Source organism: Oceanihabitans sp. 2_MG-2023 (assembly GCF_030547245.1).
Lineage (GTDB): Bacteria > Bacteroidota > Bacteroidia > Flavobacteriales > Flavobacteriaceae > Oceanihabitans.
This window is the reverse complement of the sequence record NZ_JAUOQT010000008.1, coordinates 46,442-66,171: the sequence shown is the minus strand read 5'-3', so window position 1 is coordinate 66,171 and position 19,730 is coordinate 46,442. Positions and strand designations below refer to the sequence as shown.

The following is a 19,730-nucleotide window of genomic DNA, read 5'->3' as shown; positions in this document are numbered from 1 at the left end:
TTTAAATAAATTCACTGTAAAATTAAAAGTACGTTACCTTTCAAATTTACTTAATTTACAAGGAAATATTGGTTTGAAAGTGCTAAAAAATGTTAACAAGATTCAATTAAGCTTGTTTCTTTATAAACTTGTAAAAAAGCAAAATAGTTTTGTAAAGTCTAAGCCTTCGATTGCAAACGCGACTATGCGCTAAAAACTAAAGCGTATTTAGTGCAGCCATTTTAATAGCAGCCACAGCAGCTTCTGTACCTTTATTGCCATGAATTCCGCCAGAACGTTCAATACCTTGTTGCATGTTCATATCGGTAAGCACGCAGAAAATTACGGGTATATCGTGTAAAACATTTAAGTCTTTAATACCTTGAGAAACTGCTTCACAAACAAAATCAAAGTGCTTTGTTTCACCTTGAATTACGCTTCCAATTGCAATTACTGCATCTACATTATATTGTTGCATTTTTTTTGCTCCAAAAATAAGTTCGTAGCTTCCAGGAACATTCCAACGAAGTATATTTTCTTCTGTTACACCGTTTTCAATAAGTGTGTTATATGCGCCTTCAAATAAACCTTCGGTTATATTATCATTCCATTCTGAAACAACAATCCCAAATCGAAAATCTTTCGCATTTGGGATTGTGTTTTTATCGTAATCGGATAAATTTTTATTTACTGTTGCCATATTTTTTTCCGCGAAAGCGGTAATTTATTTACTAGCCAACACTTCTGCTTTGCCAATAAATACATCAATATTTGTAGCTTCTGTAGCAGAAGAATATTCTTCTTTAATTTTAGTAAAATACTTTAATGCTTCAGTAGCTTTTCCTAAATCTAGAGCTATAACACCAGCTTTGAATAAATACATTGGTGTAGTTAATTCGTTGTTACGCAATTCTGCTGCTTGAACATAATAGCCTAAAGCATCCTCTTTTTGGTTTAATTGAACAAATGCATCACCAATTGCACCTTTAGCAATAGGTCCAGTAGCTTCGTCTTTCCCTGTATAATTACCTAAATACGAAACTGCATTTTTGTAATCTTTCATGTTTAAGTAAGCCATTCCTGCATAATAATTTGCAAGATTAGCAGCGTCTGTTCCACTGTGTTCTGATATAATATCTAACATTCCATACTTACCTTCTCCTCCATTTAATGCTAGATTAAATAAAGAATCTTTGTCTGCGCCAGTTACCGCTTCGTTGTAATATTTTTGCGCTTGAAACATATCGTTCATCGCTTCTGTTTGAGCAGGTTTTGAAACAAATTCTTTGTAACCTAAATAACCTAACACACATACTGCAACTATACCAATAATTACAAAAATGTATTTTTGATTTTTAATAACCCAATCTTCTGTTTTAGAAGCTGTTTCATCTAGTGTATTAAAAACTTCTGCAGTTGTTGAGTTTTCTTCTTCTACTTGAACTTCTTCTACTTTAGTTTTCGGTTTATATCCTCTTTTCTTGTATGTTGCCATTATATTCTTAATTATTGCGAGGCAAAAATAAAATTTTTCTTCAGAAATAAGGTTTATTTATTTGTTATTTTTCAATAATTTGCAAGACATTTTAAGAAAACAACTTCTAGAATTACGTTTATCTAACTTTTTTATGATTTTAAAATCACTTTCTCTACTTAATTACAAGAATTTTGACAGCATTTCTTTTTCATTTAATGAAAAAATAAATTGCATTGTTGGCAACAATGGCATAGGGAAAACCAATATTTTAGATGCAATTTATCATCTGTCTTTTGGTAAAAGTTATTTTAATCCTGTTGCTTCTCAAAATATAAAACACAATGAAGAGTTTTTTGTAATTAATGGCGATTATGAAAAAGAAAATAACACAGAAAAAGTTGCGGTTAGTTTAAAAAGAGGTCAGAAAAAGGTAATTAAACGAAATAATAAGGCTTACGAAAAATTTAGCGAGCATATTGGTTTTTTGCCTTTGGTGATTATTTCGCCAGCAGATAGAGATTTAATTACGGAAGGAAGTGACACAAGACGTAAATTTATAGATAGTGTGATTTCACAAAGTGATAAGACTTATTTAGACGATTTAATTAAGTATAATAAGATTCTAGCGCAGCGCAACTCTTTATTAAAATATTTTGCTCTAAACAACACTTATAATCAAGACACAATAGAAGTTTACAACAATCAGCTAACCGATTATGGAACACGTATTTTTAAAAAGCGAGATACTTTTTTACAAGAGTTTATTCCTATTTTTAAATCGCGTTATGAAGCAATTAGCAATAATAATGAAACCGTAGATTTGGTATATAAAAGTGATTTATTTGAAGGAGATCTCAACACTCTTTTAATGCGAGTTATTAATAAAGATAAAGCACTTCAGTATACAAGTACAGGAATTCATAAAGACGATTTAGTTTTTAATATAGAAGCGCATCCTATTAAAAAGTTTGGAAGTCAAGGGCAACAAAAATCATTTTTAATAGCTTTAAAATTGGCGCAATTCGATTTCATTAAAAAACAAAGTGGTGTAAATCCTATTCTACTTTTAGATGATATTTTTGATAAGCTAGACGAACAACGCGTTGCACAAATTATTAAGTTAGTAGATGATGAAAATTTTGGGCAACTATTTATTAGCGACACACATGCAGAACGCACCGAAAATGCTGTAAAACAAGTACACCAATCTTTTGAAATTTTCAAGCTATGAAACCATACGCATTTTTATTATTAACACTATTTATTTTTAGCTGTTCGCCAAATCCGGAAACTTTTATTCCTCATATAAATGGATATTGGGAAATTGATGAAGTGATTTTACAAGACGGAAGCAAAAAAGACTACAATTATAACGATACTATTGATTATTTCGAAATAAACGATAGTTTCACAGGAATTAGAAAAAAGTTAAAACCGAATTTCATTGGTACTTTTGAAACCTCTAAAGATGTAGAAAACATAAAGGTAATAATAGAAAACGACAGTTTAAATATATATTACACAACACCTTTTGCTACTTGGAAAGAAAGCATTTTGTTAGCAACTACAGAGCAATTAAAAATAATAAACCAGAATAAGGACGTATATTTATATAAGCGTTATCTACCTTTAGATTTAGGTGAAATAAATACTAATTAAATAAATATTCCCACTTACGTGGGAAGTAAACATGGCAAAACGGAATAATGAAAACCTAAGTATAGCAGATGCTTTAAAAGAGTTTGTAGAAACTAACAGACTAGAAAAAGGCTTAGACAAAGTTAATGTAGCCGAAGCTTGGGCTAACTTAATGGGAAATGGTGTAAACAATTACACAACAGCAATACAATTAGAACGAGATACTTTATATATACAATTAAGCTCTAGTGTTTTACGCGAAGAATTGAGCTATGGTAAAGAAAAAATAATCAAAATGCTTAATGAGAGTCTTGGAAAAGAGGTAATTAAGAAACTAGTATTAAGATAAATTACAAATAATTACAGTTTATTAAATTTATTGGCACTATATTTGCCTTAATAGAATTAATTAATATTTAATATTTTAACAATGAGTAAAGGAACAGTAAAGTTCTTCAACGATACCAAAGGATTTGGTTTTATCACAGAAGAAGGTTCAAACAAAGAACATTTTGTACACATTTCGGGATTAATCGATGAGATTCGTGAAGGCGATGAAGTTGAGTTCGAATTAACAGAAGGAAAAAAAGGATTAAACGCAATAAACGTAAAAGTTATCTAATATATACGCTTATCTTTTTAGAACAAAAACGCAACCAATAGGTTGCGTTTTTTTTGTTTTGCATTATGTTCTAATTTACAGGGAACATCAAATAGAAAAGCACAACGATTATAGTTGTGCTTTTCTATTACAATTATAATAATACGATTACGATTACTTTTTAACAAGCTTAATAACTGCTTTACTTTCTGAAGAAGCAACTGTCATAAAATAAATACCAGAAGCTAAATTAGATATATTGATATCTTTTTGCTTTTGCATATTGGTTAAATCTATTTGCTTAATAAATCTTCCATTGATATCATGAATACTAGCAGTACTTAAATTTATGTTTTGCGTTTTAAGAATTGTAAATAAACCATTAGATGGATTTGGATACACTTTTATACTGTTATTTAAAGCTTCAAAATTTGTAACAGATAAAGCTTTATCACAATTATAAATTACCACATCATCTAAATACCAACCTACTCTACCATTACAACCATCTGTACCTAATTCCCATCGAAATTTAACAGTACTATTTGCTCCTACTCCTATTGCCGATAAATCTATAATACTTTTTCCCCAACTACCTCCTATACTACCTCCGTTGGTTCCTGTAAAAGCTTCTTGACCTTGCAATGGATTATCATTTCCATTAGTATTTAAGGTATTATTATATGGATTATGTGTAAATGCAGAACTTGGAACAATATTCCACAAAAGACCATTAGTAACACTATATTTTATATTTCCACCATCCCATTGCGATTCTGTAGCAACATAATGATCGAAAGCCATTTCAAAAACACCCTCTGTAAAATCTGGTAATGTGATTAATGGACTTTCTAATCTAATTATTCCGTTTTGTAAATCTGTTGCACAATCACCATTTACAGGATCTGCACCAAAAACAGCTTGCCCATTTCTACCATTAGGTAAATTAGCATCTATACTCCATGGTCTAGACTCCCAAGTTGAAGCATTGCTTGGTAATTCGGTAGCTACCCAATTTCCTAAACCAGATTCCCAATCTTCAAAAAACACAGCATTATTAGTCGCAGGCTCACATAATTCTGGTACTTCTTGTAAAATCGCTGTAAAATTACATTGTTCTGGTAAGATACGAATCTCAACAGCCAAAAGCACTTTTACTAATTCGTCATAATCTGCAACTGTAATAATTTCACCAGAAGCTCCTGCTGTAGTGTTTGTAGTCACTAATTCAGGAAGATCTATTCCTATTAAATCTATACAAGAAGTTTCTAAAGCATCTGCTAAAACCGAAAAATCGCTTGTAGCACTTAGATATGTACTTTGAGCTCTCCAAAAAATATGAGCCGCTTTAGTAAACCCAATTCCGTTAATAGTTTGTCCATTATAAGTTCCTCCATCTACTAATAAAGCGTAGGCATGATTTGGTACTCCAGAGTTAACATGTACTCCACCAGAATCACTATCGGAACAGTGATACTCAGCATCTGTAAGCTTACCTGGATCTCCGTTACAGGTAGGATCCCAAAGATCACGAATTGCAGCACTAAAATAAGTGGCGTCTTCTCCCATTCTCCATCTATCGGAACTCGAACAGCCTGTTCTTAAAGAAAAATCTTCTCCTTCATCTTCATAATTATTTAACAAATCAATAGTTTCTCCCCAAATGTCAGAATAAGATTCATTTATTGCTCCAGCTTGCCAAGCATAAATTAAACCACTTGTGTATTCGGTATATGCGTGCCCCCATTCATGCGCAATGACATCATCGGCTGCTGTACCATCACGATAGTTTGTGGTAGAACCATTCCAACTTGCATTTGCAACATTTGGATCGTTGTTAACCGTTCGCATTTGAGCCCCAGAACCATCATAAGAATCAAAACCAAAAGTATTATTAAACAAATAATATACTTGTGCTGAAGTTTCTACTTCATTTAACTGCCAGTTTGATAAAGTTCCTGGTAAGGCATCTCCTTCTTCCCAAACAATGTTTGAGGTATTATCTTCATAAACAATTCGATGTAAAGCATTAGCCATTCCTGTAAACTGCTCAACTATTTCTTGAGAATGTGCATCGACAAAAACAAACTCTCTTACATCTACATCATTTCTAATTTCCACTTCATAGACAAGATGTTTTGAAGTGTAATTTCCTTGAGCCAATCCTTTTTGAAAAACATATAATGTGTTTTTATTTACTTTTAAAGGTTTACGAGAAGTATTTATATTTTGTTTCCCTACAGCTTCCATAGCGACACTACTCGCTGTTTCTTTTGGTATATTTGGTAACGCTGAAAGTTTAATATTTGGAATGAAATTTCCATTAATAGAAGTTAGTTTATTGTCACTATTAAAATGAAACTTTAATTGACCATCATATACAGCAACCCCATTATAAACCTGATTAAATGTTATGTGTTGAAACCCATATGTATCCGTTTTTGTTCCTTCAACAATAAAAGAATCTTCCACTGAATTCATATTAAATATTCCTTTATATTTTTCTAGAAACTGAAATACTTTTTGTTCTAATGTTCCCCCTTCTAAGACTAAAGGATTTGCAGATTGAAACTTAACGAAATTTACAATTTCAGTATTTTCATTAATGGTAACAATTGCATTTGTTTCATTTACAAACGAAGCAATACTCTTTTGTATTTCTTGCGCATTAGCAGTAATCGCTAACAAGAAGAAAAGTAATAAAAGTCTGGAAGATTTTTTCATTATATTTTTTTTTATAAAGATACTACAACTTATTTAAAGTTTAAACTTAGCTAAATTATAGAAACAAAAAAGCCTGCAAATTGCAGGCTTTTTTAATAATTGTTATGTGAATTTCCTAGAACATTTCTCTTCCAGAAAAATGGAAAGCACCTTCAATAGCTGCATTTTCATCACTATCACTTCCGTGAACAGCGTTTTCACCAATAGATGCTGCATACAGTTTACGTATAGTACCTTCTGCTGCGTCGGCAGGGTTAGTTGCACCAATTAAAGTTCGAAAGTCTTCAACTGCATTATCCTTTTCTAAGATAGCTGCAACGATTGGTCCACGTGTCATGTACTCTACTAACTCTCCAAAAAATGGACGTTCGCTGTGTATTGCATAAAATGCTTGCGCATCAGCAGATGTCATTTGTGTTAACTTCATTGCTACGATTTTAAACCCTGAAGCTGTGATTTTTTCTAAAATTGCACCAATATTCCCTTTTTCAACAGAATCTGGTTTAAGCATTGTAAATGTTCTATTTGTTGCCATTTTTTAAATATAATTTTTTTGCAAAAGTAATGTATTTCTTCATAAAAACAATATAATCCATTATTAAAAAATTGTATCTTCGCTACCTATGAAAAAACAAGACATTAGTAACATTAAAACACTTTTACAATCCCCAAAAAAAATTGTAATTGTTCCTCATAAAAACCCAGATGGAGATGCTATAGGATCTACATTAGGACTATATTTATATCTATTAAAATATAATCATGAAGTTTGCGTTATTGCTCCAAATGATTATCCTGATTTTTTAAAATGGATGCCAAGCGAAAACACTATTTTAAAATATGATATGCAAACTAAAACGAGTGATGCTTTAATACATCAAGCAGAAATTATTTTCACTTTAGATTTTAATGCCTTAAATAGAACGGGAGATATGGAGGCTATTCTTGCTAAAAGTGAAGCCCTAAAAATAATGATAGATCATCACCAACAACCCGATGATTATGCATTATACACCTATAGCGATGTACGCATGAGTTCTACTTGCGAAATGGTTTATAATTTTATAAATATGCTAGATGATATAACTAAAATTGATGCAGATATAGCAACATGTTTATACACAGGAATTATGACAGACACTGGGTCTTTTAGGTTTTCTTCAACAACTTCTACAACACATAGAGTAATTGCAGACTTAATAGACAAAGGAGCACAAAATGCACAAATACATAATGCTATTTACGATACTAATAGCTACAACAGATTACAATTATTAGGGTGTACCTTGAGCAATCTAAAAATTTTACCAGAATACCGAACTGCTTATATCACCCTTTCGCAACAAGAATTAAACAATTTTGATTACAAAAAAGGAGATACGGAAGGATTTGTAAACTATGCATTATCTCTTCAAAACATTATATTTGCAGCAATTTTTATTGAAGACCAAAAACAAAGTATCATAAAAATATCGTTACGATCTAAAGGGGACTTTTCTGTAAACGAATTTTCAAGAGCACATTTTTCAGGTGGAGGACATACTAATGCAGCAGGAGGTAAAAGCGATACAGATATGAATAAAACCATTGAAAAATTTATTAGTATATTACCAAGCTATAAAAAGGCTTTAAACAATGAATAAATTTGTAATATTATCATTTTTTTTAATACTATTCGCATCTTGTAAATCACCAGAAGCAAGAAGGCCCATTTCTGCTACTTCTGGTTCTTTTATTGAAGAGTCTGTTGCTAGAAACAAAGAGCTTTTTGCGAAAGAACAAGTTAACATAGAAGCCATAATGGATAAAAATCCAGAGAATAACTATGTAGCTTCGCAAAGCGGTTTCTGGTATTATTATAACACGAAGATAGAAGACAGTATTATAAAGCCTAAATTTGGTGACATTGTAAATTTTAATTACAACGTAAAAACTTTAAATGGAAACTTAATTTATTCTAAAGAAGAATTAAAAACCCAAAACTATGCGATGGATAAGCAAGAACTTTTTACTGGTTTACGTGAAGGTTTAAAACTTATGAAATCTGGAGAGACTGTTACTTTTCTTTTTCCATCACCAAAAGCATATGGTTATTATGGAGACAATAATAGAATAGGAACAAGCATTCCTTTAATATGTGAAGTAACCGTAAATTCAATAACTCAAAATCAATCTAATTAACATGAATTTTTTAAAACAAACTATGAAAATTTTTATTCTAGCACTTTTATTAAGTGTTACCTCTTGCCAAGACAAATATCCAGATCTTGAAGATGGTCTTTATGCAGAATTTGTAACCAACAAAGGTACAATGGTCGCTAAATTATATTTTGAACAAGCTCCTGTTACCGTTGCTAATTTTGTAGCATTAGCAGAAGGTACACATCCAAATGTTACCGATTCTTTAAAAGGAAAAAGATTCTATAACGGAATAACTTTTCACAGAGTGATAGACAAATTTATGATTCAAGGAGGTGATCCAACAGGAACTGGATCGGGAAATCCTGGTTATAAGTTTACAGATGAATTTAACCCAGATTTAAGACATGACAAACCGGGAATATTATCTATGGCTAATTCTGGAGCAAATACTAATGGTAGTCAATTTTTTATAACAGAAGGTCCTACACCAAACTTAGATGCATTTGATGCACAAGGAAACTTAAAAAAATGCGACAATCCTAGAGTTAGTTGTCATGCTGTTTTTGGAGAAGTTGTTTTAGGTTTAGAAGTACAAGATAGTATCTCTAATGTTCAAATTGAAAAACCAAGCAATAAGCCTTTTATTGATGTTGTTATAAATGAATTAAACATTATTAGAAAAGGAAAATTAGCAAAAGCATTTGATGCTCCTAAAGTATACACTGAAGAATTACCTAAAATTGACGAAAGAACTAAAAAGTTAAAAGAAGAAGCAGCAGCAAAACTTAAAGAACAAGCAAAAGTTGCTACCGAAAATTTCTTAAAAAAGAATGAAGCTAAAAAAGGGACTATAAAAACACTTCCTACTGGTTTAGTAATGATTGTAGACGAAGCTAAAAATGGTGTAAAACCAACAGCTACAGACAAAGTACTAATTAACTACGCTGGTTTCTTTGAAGATGGTAGATTATTTGATACCAGTTGGGTTCAAGTAGCTAAAGACAACGACCAATACAACGAGCAACGTGATAAAAAAGGTGGATACAAACCATTTCCAATGATATATAACGAAACGGCAACTCTTGTTCCTGGATTTAGAGAAGCAATGCTTAACATGAATGTTGGTGATAAAGCTCACGTTTTTATTCCTAGTTATTTAGGTTATGGCGAAAACGGAATGGGACCTATACCTCCAAACACAAACTTAGTTTTTGATTTAGAGATAATGGGAATTCAAAAGTAATTAAGAATTCTATTTTATAAAAAAAGCAGCTCGATGAGCTGCTTTTTTATTTTCTATTATTTTGTATTTACTTTTTAGGAATCTCTTTTAAAATTTCTAAAACAAACTTCCAATATTTTTGAGCCGAAGAAATACTAGCTCTTTCGTCTGGAGAGTGCGCTCCTTTAATTGTTGGCCCAAAACTAATCATTTCCATTTCTGGATAATTTTGTCCTAGAATTCCACATTCTAATCCTGCATGACATGCAGCAACATGTGCTTTTTCGCCATTCATTTTTTCGTATAAACCATCTAACACTTTTAGTATAGACGAATCCATATTGGGAGCCCAACCAGGATAATCGCCAGAAAGCGCAACTTCACAACCTGTAAGCTCAAAAGTTGCACGAAGCGTATTTGCTAAATCGTCTTTAGAACTCTCCACAGAACTACGTGTTAAACAACCAATTTTAATTGCGCCATCTTTAATAATAACTCTTGCAATATTATTTGATGTTTCTACTAAGCCAGGAATGTCTGCACTCATTCGGTACACGCCATTACAAGCTGCATAAATAGCTCTTGTAACCCCTTCTTGCACCCCTAAATCCATTATGGTTTCTGGTGTATCGATTTTAGAAACCGTAATTTCTAAATCTGGCTCCATTGTTTTAAATTCGGTTTTAATCGTATTTGCCATTTCTGCCATTTCTGCTATAAAAGCATCTTCATGAACTGCATCAATAGCCACTATAGCTTTACTTTCTCTTGGTATAGCATTACGCAAGCTACCTCCATCAATTTCAGAAATACGTAAACCGAAGTTTTCAAAACCATCAAATAAAACACGATTCATGATTTTGTTTGCATTTCCTAAACCTTCATGAATTTGCATCCCAGAATGCCCGCCTTGCAAACCATTAACTACAATAGAAAAACCGGTTTTAAATTCTGGAGTTTCTTCCTCAGCATATGTTCTTGTTGCTGTAATATCAATTCCACCAGCGCAACCTACACCTATTTCATCATCTTCTTCGGTATCTAAGTTTAATAAAATTCCGCCTTCCAGCAAACCTCCTTTCAATCCCATTGCTCCTGTCATTCCAGTTTCTTCATCAATAGTAAACAATGCTTCAATTGCAGGATGAGGAATATCTGTACTTTCTAAAATAGCCATGATAGTTGCAACCCCTAAACCATTATCTGCTCCAAGCGTTGTTCCTTTTGCACGAACCCAATCTCCATCTACATACATGTCAATTCCCTGAGTATCAAAATCGAATGTAGTATCTGCATTTTTTTGGTGTACCATATCTAAATGCGATTGCATTACAATGGTTACTCTATCTTCCATTCCAGCTGTAGCTGGTTTTTTTATAATTACGTTTCCAACGGCATCTTCTATTACTTCAAAACCTAATTTGTTTCCAAAATCTTTCATAAACGCGATAACACGCTCTTCTTTTTTGGATGGTCTTGGTACAGCATTTAGATCTGCAAATTTGTTCCAAAGTTGTTGTGGCTCTAATTGTCTTATTTCTGAATTCATCTCTTTATTTTATTTGAAAGTGTAAAGATACAAATAGTCTTAGAAGAAACCTTGCCGGTTTTTAAATCCTACAAGGAAAGTATTACAAACATTTGCTTACTTTTGAAAGATGCTGAAAAACCCAAAACCTTATATTGCTTTTTCTATACTTCCACTTTACTTTATGGTGAAGTTACTTTCTGGTTACCCTGAATTTATAGAAACCTATTATAGTAACGGGTTATATCCAATAATCTCGAATATTTTCAGATTTACTCTAGGTTGGATACCGTTTTCTTTTGGCGATTTATTTTATGCTTTTTCCTTAATTTATGGCATTAGATGGTTTATAATTAATAGGATAAGAATTAGAAAAGACACGAAAAACTGGCTATTAGACATTTTTGCTGCCATTTCAATAATTTACTTTGCTTTTCATCTTTTTTGGGCAATGAACTACTATCGATTACCATTACACAAAAACCTAAATCTGAAAGCAGATTACACTACTGAACAATTAATAAGCGTTACAAAAGAGCTCATTAAAAAATCAAACAAATTACATCTTGAAATTACAAAAAACGATACCATTAAAGTAGAAATGCCATATAGTAAAACCGAATTATTACTACAAGTTCCAAATGGTTATACTATTTTAGAAAAAGATTTCCCGCATCTTTCTTACCATACTAAAAGCATAAAAAAATCACTATTTAGTTTACCTTTAACCTATATGGGATTTTCTGGTTATTTAAATCCGTTAACTAATGAAGCACAAGTAGATGCTTTAATTCCAAAATATAAATTTCCAACCACAGCCTCGCATGAAGTAGCGCATCAATTAGGTTATGCAAAAGAAAACGAAGCTAATTTTATTGGCTTTTTGGCAGCCATAAACAACGAAAATATCTATTTCAATTATTCTGGTTTCACCTTTGGATTAAAACATTGCTTATTAGAAATTTATCGAAGAGACCCAGTAATCTACGAATCATTATTAAAATCAATAAATTCTGGAATTATTAAAAACTACCAAGAAACACAAGCTTTTTGGGATAAGTATCAAAATATTACCGAGCCCATTTTTGAAACGGTGTATTCTAGCTTTTTAAAGGCTAACAATCAAAAAGGAGGAATGCAAAGTTACAGTTATGTGGTTGCGCTTCTAGTAAATTATTATGACAAGGAAACTTTATAATTCGATATAATTTTCATAAATTAGTAGGTGTAATTCATTAATTATGAAAATAAAACTAACCTGCTTGACACTTTTACTTAGCGTTATTTCTTTTGCACAAACACTAGAGTTAAAGAAAATAAAAAAAGAAAACTACTCTTTTTTTGACAGCTATACTTTTGAGAACATATACACTTTAGAAGAAAATTTAAAAACAACAGCACCTTTTAAAAATTTTGAAACGATTACAAATCGTAACTTGGTATTTATTCCTCAAAATTTTAATAGAAATACAGCATATCAAGATTTTTCTAAATACTTTTTAAAATACGAGTTACAAAAAGTAATGTTAGAAATTCCTGGATTAGATAGACCTATTGATCCTAATCCAAATTAAAACCAGTCGCTTACTAGCAACAATTTACAATATAAAAAAAGCGAGCAATAATTTAATTATTACTCGCTTTTTTATTGTTAATAAACATGTTATTCTACAAATTCTCCTTTTTCAGGTTTTGCAAATGTACTAGAACCTTTAGCTTCATCACTAAGCTGAACATCTATAAATGCTGTACTCTTTTTAGCATCTGTTGGCTTATCGTCTTTAAAACCATAACCTACAATTGTTTTTGGTAATAGTAAACCGTTTATTTCTTGCCAATTGTTGTACCTTCTAAAATGTAATTCTTTTTTATCAATTCCTGGGACAAAACTAACAGTATACCCTAACCACTCCATTTGATATGTAGTTGGATTATAATATAAAACGTAACGATCTTCTGGTGTTTCCCCTACTCCAGCATTATATGTTACTTGTATTCCTGGGTAAGTAACACCTTCAAAAACTAAAGGTTCTGCATCCGCATAATTAATTCCGTCGTCAGAAAGAATAAAAGGCATCGCATAGAAATAGAACATTAAGTTATATTTAAACTTCGCCATTTTCCCGTTATAATCCCCTTTTGTTTTATTTAAAAACCATGCTTTTTCACCATCAAAACCTATACTTTCTTTTGGATTATCTACTAATCCTTCTCTTGAAATTAAGTTGGTAGTTATCACTTCTTTTCCATCTGGCTTTTCCATAGTAAAAACTAAGGATTTCATAGATTTCCATTTCTCTATTCCGCCATGTGCATCCAGTACTTTAATTAGATTATCGGGATAAGTAACAGCTGGTGTTTCTACTACTTCTTCTACTGTTTTTGTAATTTCTTCTGTTTTTGTGTTTTGCTTACATGCCGAGAAGCTAATTAATAAGGCAATAGCAAAAATGTAATTTTTCATCAATATGTTTTTTTTGGTTATTTTTTTTAGTCGAAAAGTAAAAATAAACATTACAAAAAAAGCTTCCGTAGAACGGAAGCTTTTATAACTTAAATTTAACGTATCTATTTACTCTATCATTAATTTTTCTACCATTTTGAAGCTCTCCCCTTTAAATTCTATAAAATACATTCCTTGTGAAAGATTAGACACATTAAAACGAATCTTATTGTCACTAGAAGCTGCACTTGTCTTACTTACTAATTTACCTTGTAAATTATAAATGCTAATTAAAATATCTTCCGCTACAGCGTTGTTAAACACAACATGAACATTACTATTGGCTGGATTAGGATACATGGTATAACTTACTGCAGTAAGTGCATCTACAGAAAGTGTTGTAACAAATTCGCTCTCAAAAACATTTGTTGTAATTGCAGGATTAAAATCGAAATAAATATCTGCAACATTTGGTATAATATCTCCTTCTTGATAACCTGCTAAAGGCTTCACTTTAAAATACACAAAACCATGACTGTTTGGCTCATCCATACTTTCACTTGGCAAATTAATGTCTTCAAATTGCCAAGTTAAGTTATTAGCTACTCTTGTTACCATATAATCATGACTAGCGCTAAGCATCTTAAAGGTACTTGCATCTAATTGTGCATCTAAAACATCTTCTACCCTAATATCTAAAGCTTCAGCTGTTCCTAAATTTTGAAAATTAATGGTGTAGTATAAATAGTCTTGATCTGTGAAATCATCTAGCTTGATTTCTGGTCCATGCGATTCCAGTTTATTATTAGGATCGTAGGAGTTCACAACATCCTGTGTTATAGAAGATGTATTATTATCTAAATTTAAATCGGTTTCGCTGTAAACTACAGTGTTTGTAATAACATCTCCAATATTTAAATTTGTAGGAACATTAAGTGCTATATAAACCTGTTCTTGATTTCCAGGAAGTAAATTATTAAAATTTAATATAAAACCAGTTGCAGTATTGGTAATACTATTGCCTGCGTTTAAATTATAAACAGCATCAAGAGTTACTAATGCATCATGAGTAAATTCAACCGAACCAGAAACTGGCACGCTTCCTAAATTTTCTATTACTAAAATATTATTATAAATAACCCCTGGTCTTGGCGCTGTATTAGCGCTTAAATACACTGCAACATCACTACAGTTTGAAATTAAAGTTAGTGGAAAATTTACTTCGGAAATTTCGTTATCCATAATAACAACATCTTCCACTAATGTGAAGGTTTGGGATAAACAACTGTTATATTCTTCAAACATTGTAAAACCAATATCATAAGTATCTCCTTCTTGAGAGTTTGGAATTACAAAACTTCCCGAAGAAGAGTTCACATAATTTATAACACCATCGTTGTTTACTTCGTATGTAAATACGCCATTACTGAAATTTACTTCGGAAGCATCAAATATGGAATCGCTATTTTCATCAATAAATGCATTTACTTCTATAGATCCCGATTCTACATAACAGAAAACATAAAAATCTATTTCGGTGAAATTATTCGTTTCACAACTAATGGAACCATCAGATTGAATAATTATAGTTAAAGAATCTCCAGAAGATGTAAATGTTAACCCTGTTAAATCCCCATTGTTTCCATAAGGGTTTGCTTCATTTAAATTAGTAACTCCATCCGAATCTAAAACAACTAATTCGTCATAATTAACTTCAACTTGTCCTGCATTAAATATTACGGTTAAAGGCACACCATTATCGTTACTATAAGTATAGGTCACAACATCATTAGTATAACAAAAGGTTACATTTTCTTCGCAAGAAACTTGACATATCTCTACTACCAGATCTAAAGTAGTATAAGAAACACATCCCAAATTTAAGTTTTCTACTCGTACAAATACTGTTTGTGCGTTTGGTGTTGTATTATAATATTCGGTGCTATTTAATGCATTAATTCCTGTTGCTGCATCTGCTTCTATTTCGTGGTATGTTATTAAATAAGAATTAGGATCTAACCCTTCTAAAATCTCTGCATCTTTTTCATTTAAACGAAACACATAAAAACCATCTTCTGCACCATCAAAATCACATACTGTTAATGGAGTTGGAGTACTAAATGTAGCACCATCTTCTACTTGAATTAGAAAACTACCATAACTTAAGCAACCTGAATTTACATCTTGTGCTCGAACAAAAATAGTTTGTGGATTACTTATATTGGTATAATTATCTGCTGGAAAAATAGGATTATTTTCATTCACTGCATCTTCTTGAGATGTAAAGAAAATCACTTCTGGCTGTACACTCGTATTAATATTTTGGTATACATGTGAAACTAAATCAAAAGACGCTGTTGCATTAGTACCACATTGAACTAAGTCTGCCACATTAGTTAAATCAACACCATTATCTACATTTAAAAAACAAGATGAAATACTGTAACATCCATTTATAGCATCTTCTACTCGAGCAAATATTTCTTGATTATTTGCTATTGTATTCACATAGATATCAGATAACATGTTTTCTGCATTCTCTGCGTCTATAACTGTTTCATAATAGGAAACTAAATAATTGGTATTTCCTTGGGTTAGTTCATTATTAAAATCTGGTAAATTAAAAGTTGCGTATCCATCTTGTCCACAAACAATAACATCTACATAAATTGCTAATGGTGAATCTTTAACTATTAAATCAAACATCTTGGTTTCATAACTTCCTGTATTGCTATCTTCTACACGAATATATATCGTTTCTGGATTAGCTATATTAGTATAAGTTTCTTCATTTGCAATAGCATTTGTTGCATTTTCTGCATCTTCTAAACTAAGATAATAGCTTAACAGACTACACGTATTTCCTCCAGTAATTAAATCTGTTTGAAGTGTTAAATCAAAGAATACCGTTTCGTCTGGTGTAGCACAAACTTCCATATTACTAGGATCTTCACCTTGATAAATAGCGTATATAGTGATATCTTCAGTTACGGTTTCATAAGAAGCTGTGCTGGGATTATAATAACTTACTTCTGCGGTATAAACCTCTTCTGCAGTAGGACAAACATTAATACTTATGGTATTACTAATTAAAGTCCCACTAGCATCATACCAAGCATATTCATTTTCAAAAGTTGTTCCACTAGGATTAAAACGCCAAGCTTCATTTACAGTTTCCCAAGCACCTGTATTTCTTCCTGGAGGTACAATAGCCTGAGTTCCTTCTAGGTTTTGAATCCCTAAAACAGCAACTCCACCATTCCAATTGGTACATATTGGTTTGTTTTCAATAAACATTTCAATAATACCTGTCGATTCATATAAGACTACCATTTGTGTTGTCGTTAAATCATTACAACTAAACATAGGCATATTATAGTAACTTATAACCACTGCTCTATTTGGAGCTACACCAATTACTCCCCAATTAATTTCACTATTATTTTGATTTGCCGGATCCATATCTTGCATTGGAGTAAAAATATTTGCTTGGCTAAATGCATCATTAGTATTATTTGGTAAGGTTTCTGAAAAATTCCATGCATGATAATCGGATTCATTTTCCATTTCAAAAGATATAGCGCCATTTCCACTAACTAACAGTTGAGAATAAGTGTCGCCAAAAAAATCAAAATCAAAAGGTAAATTAATAGTATTACTCCAAGAGTCATCTGTATTATTAATATTATTAGCTAATCCAAAAAAATCAGATGGTGGATTATAAGCTATACTCTGAACCGTATAATTTTCTGTTGCTAAAGCATTATAGTAATCTATAGTTAATTCAGAACAATTTGTAGCACATTCTACCTCTTGAGAAATAAAGGATATTTGCGAATAATGATTTACGCTAAATAAAATGGTAACGTATAATAAGAGTAGTTGTTTCTTCATAATAGTGTAACTTTGTGCATACAAGATAAGTAAATTTATGGCTTTTAAACAAATAACTAGCACGCAAAACGCTTACATAAAAGAACTTGTGCTTTTAAAAGATAAATCTAAAAACAGAAAACAATCTGGATTGTTTTTAATTGAAGGAGAACGGGAAGTTTCTTTAGCCTTAAAAGGAAACTATACATTGGAAACGATTGTTTTTTACCCCGCGTTATTTTCTGAAGAGAACCTGAACGAGCTAAACGTAACAGATGTTAACTGCATAGAAGTTTCTAAAGAAGTATATCAAAAACTAGCATACAGAAGTACTACAGAAGGCATTATTGCTATTGCAAAAGCAAAAGAATCCTCTATTAATAACTTAAAATTTAAGACTTCAAACCCTTTACTTTTAATTGCTGAAGCTCCTGAAAAACCTGGAAATATTGGTGCTATTTTACGTACTGCAGATGCAGCAAATGTAGACGCTGTAATTATAGCAAACCCTAAGACAGATCTTTATAATCCCAATATAATTCGATCTAGCGTTGGCTGTATTTTCACCAACCAAATTGCCACAGGAACAACAGAAGAAATTATTACTTTTTTAAACAATAACAACATTGCTATTTATAGTGCAATTTTACAAGAAGCTGTAAATTATCACGAACAAGATTACACCAAAGCATCTGCAATTGTAGTTGGTACTGAAGCAGATGGCTTAAGCGAATCTTGGCGAAAAGCATCTAAACAAAATATTAAAATACCAATGCAAGGTGAAATAGATTCTATGAATGTTTCTGTTGCTGCAGGAATATTAGTTTTTGAAGCAAAAAGACAAAGAAATTTTAAGTAAAAGCATGACACCTACTACTCTATTCTACATCATCATTGCAATTTTAATTATCGATTTTATTATTGATAAAACTCTAGACGCATTAAACGCCAAACGCTTTAAAGATACTGTTCCACAAGAACTTGAAGATGTTTATGATGCAACGCAGTATAAAAAATCACAAAACTACAAGCAGACAAATTATAAATTCGGAATCTTAACCTCTTCGTTCTCTATTATTTTAACACTAAGCTTTTTATTTTTTGATGGTTTTGAAGCTATCGACAACCTTGCTAGAAGTTATTCTGAAAATCCAATTCTAATCGCATTAATTTTCTTCGCAATAATAATGATTGGAAGTGATATACTTACAACTCCATTTTCCTATTATAAGACTTTTGTAATTGAAGAAAAATTCGGATTTAATAAAACATCTAAGAAAACCTTTTGGCTAGATAAAATAAAAGGATGGTTCATGATGGCTTTTCTTGGTAGTATTATTCTTGCTGCTATCCTTTGGTTTTACCAAACCACAGGAAAACACTTTTGGTTATACGCTTGGGCTTTAGTTACAGCTTTTACGGTTTTCATGAATATGTTTTATGCCAAACTTATTGTCCCATTATTTAACAAGCAAACGCCTTTAGAAGCAGGAAGCCTTCGTGATAAAATTTCTGCCTATGCAAGAACCGTTGGTTTTACTTTAGATAAAATTTTTGTGATTGATGGCTCTAAACGAAGTACAAAAGCAAATGCGTATTTTTCAGGTTTTGGTAGCGAAAAACGCGTAACCTTATACGATACATTGATTAATGATCTAGACGAAGAAGAAATAGTAGCAGTACTGGCACACGAGATTGGTCATTACAAAAAAAAGCACATCATCTTCAATTTAACAGCATCGATTTTATTAACTGGGTTCACCCTTTTTATACTTTCCTTATTTATTTCAAAACCTATATTATCACAAGCTTTAGGCGTAGCAACTCCTAGTTTTCATATTGGTTTAATTGCTTTTGGTATATTATATAGTCCGCTTTCCGAAATAACAGGTTTATTAATGAATTGGTTTTCCCGAAAGTTTGAATACCAAGCAGATGATTATGCTAAAAACACCTATAAAGCAGAACCCTTAATTACATCGCTAAAAAAATTATCTAAAAACAGTTTAAGTAATTTAACACCTCATAAAGCGTATGTGTTTATGCATTACTCGCATCCTACTTTGTTGGAGAGAATTCAGAATTTAAAGAAATAATTTCTTT

General features: G+C 31.6%; 18 protein-coding genes. 11 read left to right on the top strand and 7 right to left on the bottom strand.

Annotated features, from left to right (window positions below):
- Positions 1 to 196: 196 nt before the first annotated feature.
- Both ribH and Q4512_RS14420 read right to left on the bottom strand, forming a co-directional pair.
- Positions 197 to 679 (bottom strand): 6,7-dimethyl-8-ribityllumazine synthase, encoded by a 483-nt coding sequence (gene ribH, locus Q4512_RS14425; RefSeq protein WP_303425906.1) that lies wholly within the window; start codon positions 677 to 679, stop codon positions 197 to 199.
- A gap of 24 nt (positions 680 to 703) precedes the next feature.
- Positions 704 to 1,474, bottom strand: a complete 771-nt coding sequence (locus tag Q4512_RS14420; protein WP_303425905.1) for a tetratricopeptide repeat protein — start codon at positions 1,472 to 1,474, stop codon at positions 704 to 706.
- 133 nt (positions 1,475 to 1,607) lie between these two features.
- Here Q4512_RS14420 and recF point away from each other — a divergent pair, with 133 nt between their 5' ends.
- From recF to Q4512_RS14400, 4 genes are all read left to right on the top strand, one after another.
- On the top strand, positions 1,608 to 2,687 hold the full coding sequence (gene recF, locus Q4512_RS14415; protein WP_303426012.1) for a DNA replication/repair protein RecF: 1,080 nt from the start codon (positions 1,608 to 1,610) through the stop codon (positions 2,685 to 2,687).
- Positions 2,684 to 3,115, top strand: coding sequence for a hypothetical protein (locus Q4512_RS14410; protein ID WP_303425904.1), 432 nt, complete (start codon positions 2,684 to 2,686; stop codon positions 3,113 to 3,115). The genes recF and Q4512_RS14410 overlap by 4 nt, the downstream gene beginning before the upstream one ends.
- A gap of 31 nt (positions 3,116 to 3,146) precedes the next feature.
- A complete protein-coding gene (locus Q4512_RS14405) occupies positions 3,147 to 3,443 on the top strand; it encodes a DUF721 domain-containing protein (RefSeq protein WP_303425902.1) in 297 nt (98 codons plus the stop codon).
- A gap of 81 nt (positions 3,444 to 3,524) precedes the next feature.
- Positions 3,525 to 3,716, top strand: a complete 192-nt coding sequence (locus tag Q4512_RS14400) for a cold-shock protein (RefSeq protein WP_183488476.1) — start codon at positions 3,525 to 3,527, stop codon at positions 3,714 to 3,716.
- 153 nt (positions 3,717 to 3,869) lie between these two features.
- Here the strand turns inward: Q4512_RS14400 and Q4512_RS14395 are convergent, their stop codons facing one another.
- On the bottom strand, positions 3,870 to 6,419 hold the full coding sequence (locus Q4512_RS14395) for a M4 family metallopeptidase (protein WP_303425900.1): 2,550 nt from the start codon (positions 6,417 to 6,419) through the stop codon (positions 3,870 to 3,872).
- 115 nt (positions 6,420 to 6,534) lie between these two features.
- On the bottom strand, positions 6,535 to 6,954 hold the full coding sequence (locus Q4512_RS14390) for a nucleoside-diphosphate kinase (protein WP_303425899.1): 420 nt from the start codon (positions 6,952 to 6,954) through the stop codon (positions 6,535 to 6,537).
- Positions 6,955 to 7,042: 88 nt separating this feature from the next.
- Between Q4512_RS14390 and Q4512_RS14385 the strand changes: the two genes are divergently transcribed.
- The 3 genes from Q4512_RS14385 to Q4512_RS14375 are packed head-to-tail and all read left to right on the top strand — an operon-like array spanning position 7,043 to position 9,804.
- Complete coding sequence (locus Q4512_RS14385) at positions 7,043 to 8,062, top strand: bifunctional oligoribonuclease/PAP phosphatase NrnA (protein WP_303425898.1); 1,020 nt, start codon at positions 7,043 to 7,045, stop codon at positions 8,060 to 8,062.
- Positions 8,055 to 8,600 carry a gliding motility-associated peptidyl-prolyl isomerase GldI gene (gldI, locus tag Q4512_RS14380; RefSeq protein WP_303425896.1) on the top strand — a complete coding sequence of 182 codons (546 nt, stop codon included), beginning with the start codon at positions 8,055 to 8,057 and terminating at the stop codon, positions 8,598 to 8,600. The genes Q4512_RS14385 and gldI overlap by 8 nt, the downstream gene beginning before the upstream one ends.
- Before the next feature lie 22 nt (positions 8,601 to 8,622).
- Complete coding sequence (locus Q4512_RS14375; protein WP_303425893.1) at positions 8,623 to 9,804, top strand: peptidylprolyl isomerase; 1,182 nt, start codon at positions 8,623 to 8,625, stop codon at positions 9,802 to 9,804.
- Between the two features lie 67 nt (positions 9,805 to 9,871).
- On the opposite strand, the gene Q4512_RS14370 is transcribed toward Q4512_RS14375, so the two are convergent.
- On the bottom strand, positions 9,872 to 11,332 hold the full coding sequence (locus Q4512_RS14370; protein ID WP_303425892.1) for an aminoacyl-histidine dipeptidase: 1,461 nt from the start codon (positions 11,330 to 11,332) through the stop codon (positions 9,872 to 9,874).
- Positions 11,333 to 11,441: 109 nt separating this feature from the next.
- Between Q4512_RS14370 and Q4512_RS14365 the strand changes: the two genes are divergently transcribed.
- Both Q4512_RS14365 and Q4512_RS14360 read left to right on the top strand, forming a co-directional pair.
- Complete coding sequence (locus tag Q4512_RS14365; RefSeq protein WP_303425890.1) at positions 11,442 to 12,509, top strand: DUF3810 domain-containing protein; 1,068 nt, start codon at positions 11,442 to 11,444, stop codon at positions 12,507 to 12,509.
- A 64-nt stretch (positions 12,510 to 12,573) separates the two neighbouring features.
- Positions 12,574 to 12,885, top strand: coding sequence for a hypothetical protein (locus Q4512_RS14360; protein ID WP_303425888.1), 312 nt, complete (start codon positions 12,574 to 12,576; stop codon positions 12,883 to 12,885).
- A gap of 89 nt (positions 12,886 to 12,974) precedes the next feature.
- Here the strand turns inward: Q4512_RS14360 and Q4512_RS14355 are convergent, their stop codons facing one another.
- Both Q4512_RS14355 and Q4512_RS14350 read right to left on the bottom strand, forming a co-directional pair.
- Complete coding sequence (locus tag Q4512_RS14355; protein ID WP_303425886.1) at positions 12,975 to 13,775, bottom strand: DUF6503 family protein; 801 nt, start codon at positions 13,773 to 13,775, stop codon at positions 12,975 to 12,977.
- Between the two features lie 108 nt (positions 13,776 to 13,883).
- Positions 13,884 to 17,648, bottom strand: coding sequence for a T9SS type A sorting domain-containing protein (locus Q4512_RS14350; RefSeq protein ID WP_303425884.1), 3,765 nt, complete (start codon positions 17,646 to 17,648; stop codon positions 13,884 to 13,886).
- Positions 17,649 to 17,685: 37 nt separating this feature from the next.
- Here Q4512_RS14350 and Q4512_RS14345 point away from each other — a divergent pair, with 37 nt between their 5' ends.
- Both Q4512_RS14345 and Q4512_RS14340 read left to right on the top strand, forming a co-directional pair.
- Positions 17,686 to 18,486 (top strand): RNA methyltransferase, encoded by an 801-nt coding sequence (locus Q4512_RS14345; RefSeq protein WP_303425882.1) that lies wholly within the window; start codon positions 17,686 to 17,688, stop codon positions 18,484 to 18,486.
- A gap of 4 nt (positions 18,487 to 18,490) precedes the next feature.
- Positions 18,491 to 19,723, top strand: coding sequence for a M48 family metallopeptidase (locus Q4512_RS14340; RefSeq protein WP_303426010.1), 1,233 nt, complete (start codon positions 18,491 to 18,493; stop codon positions 19,721 to 19,723).
- The last annotated feature ends 7 nt before the right edge of the window (positions 19,724 to 19,730 follow it).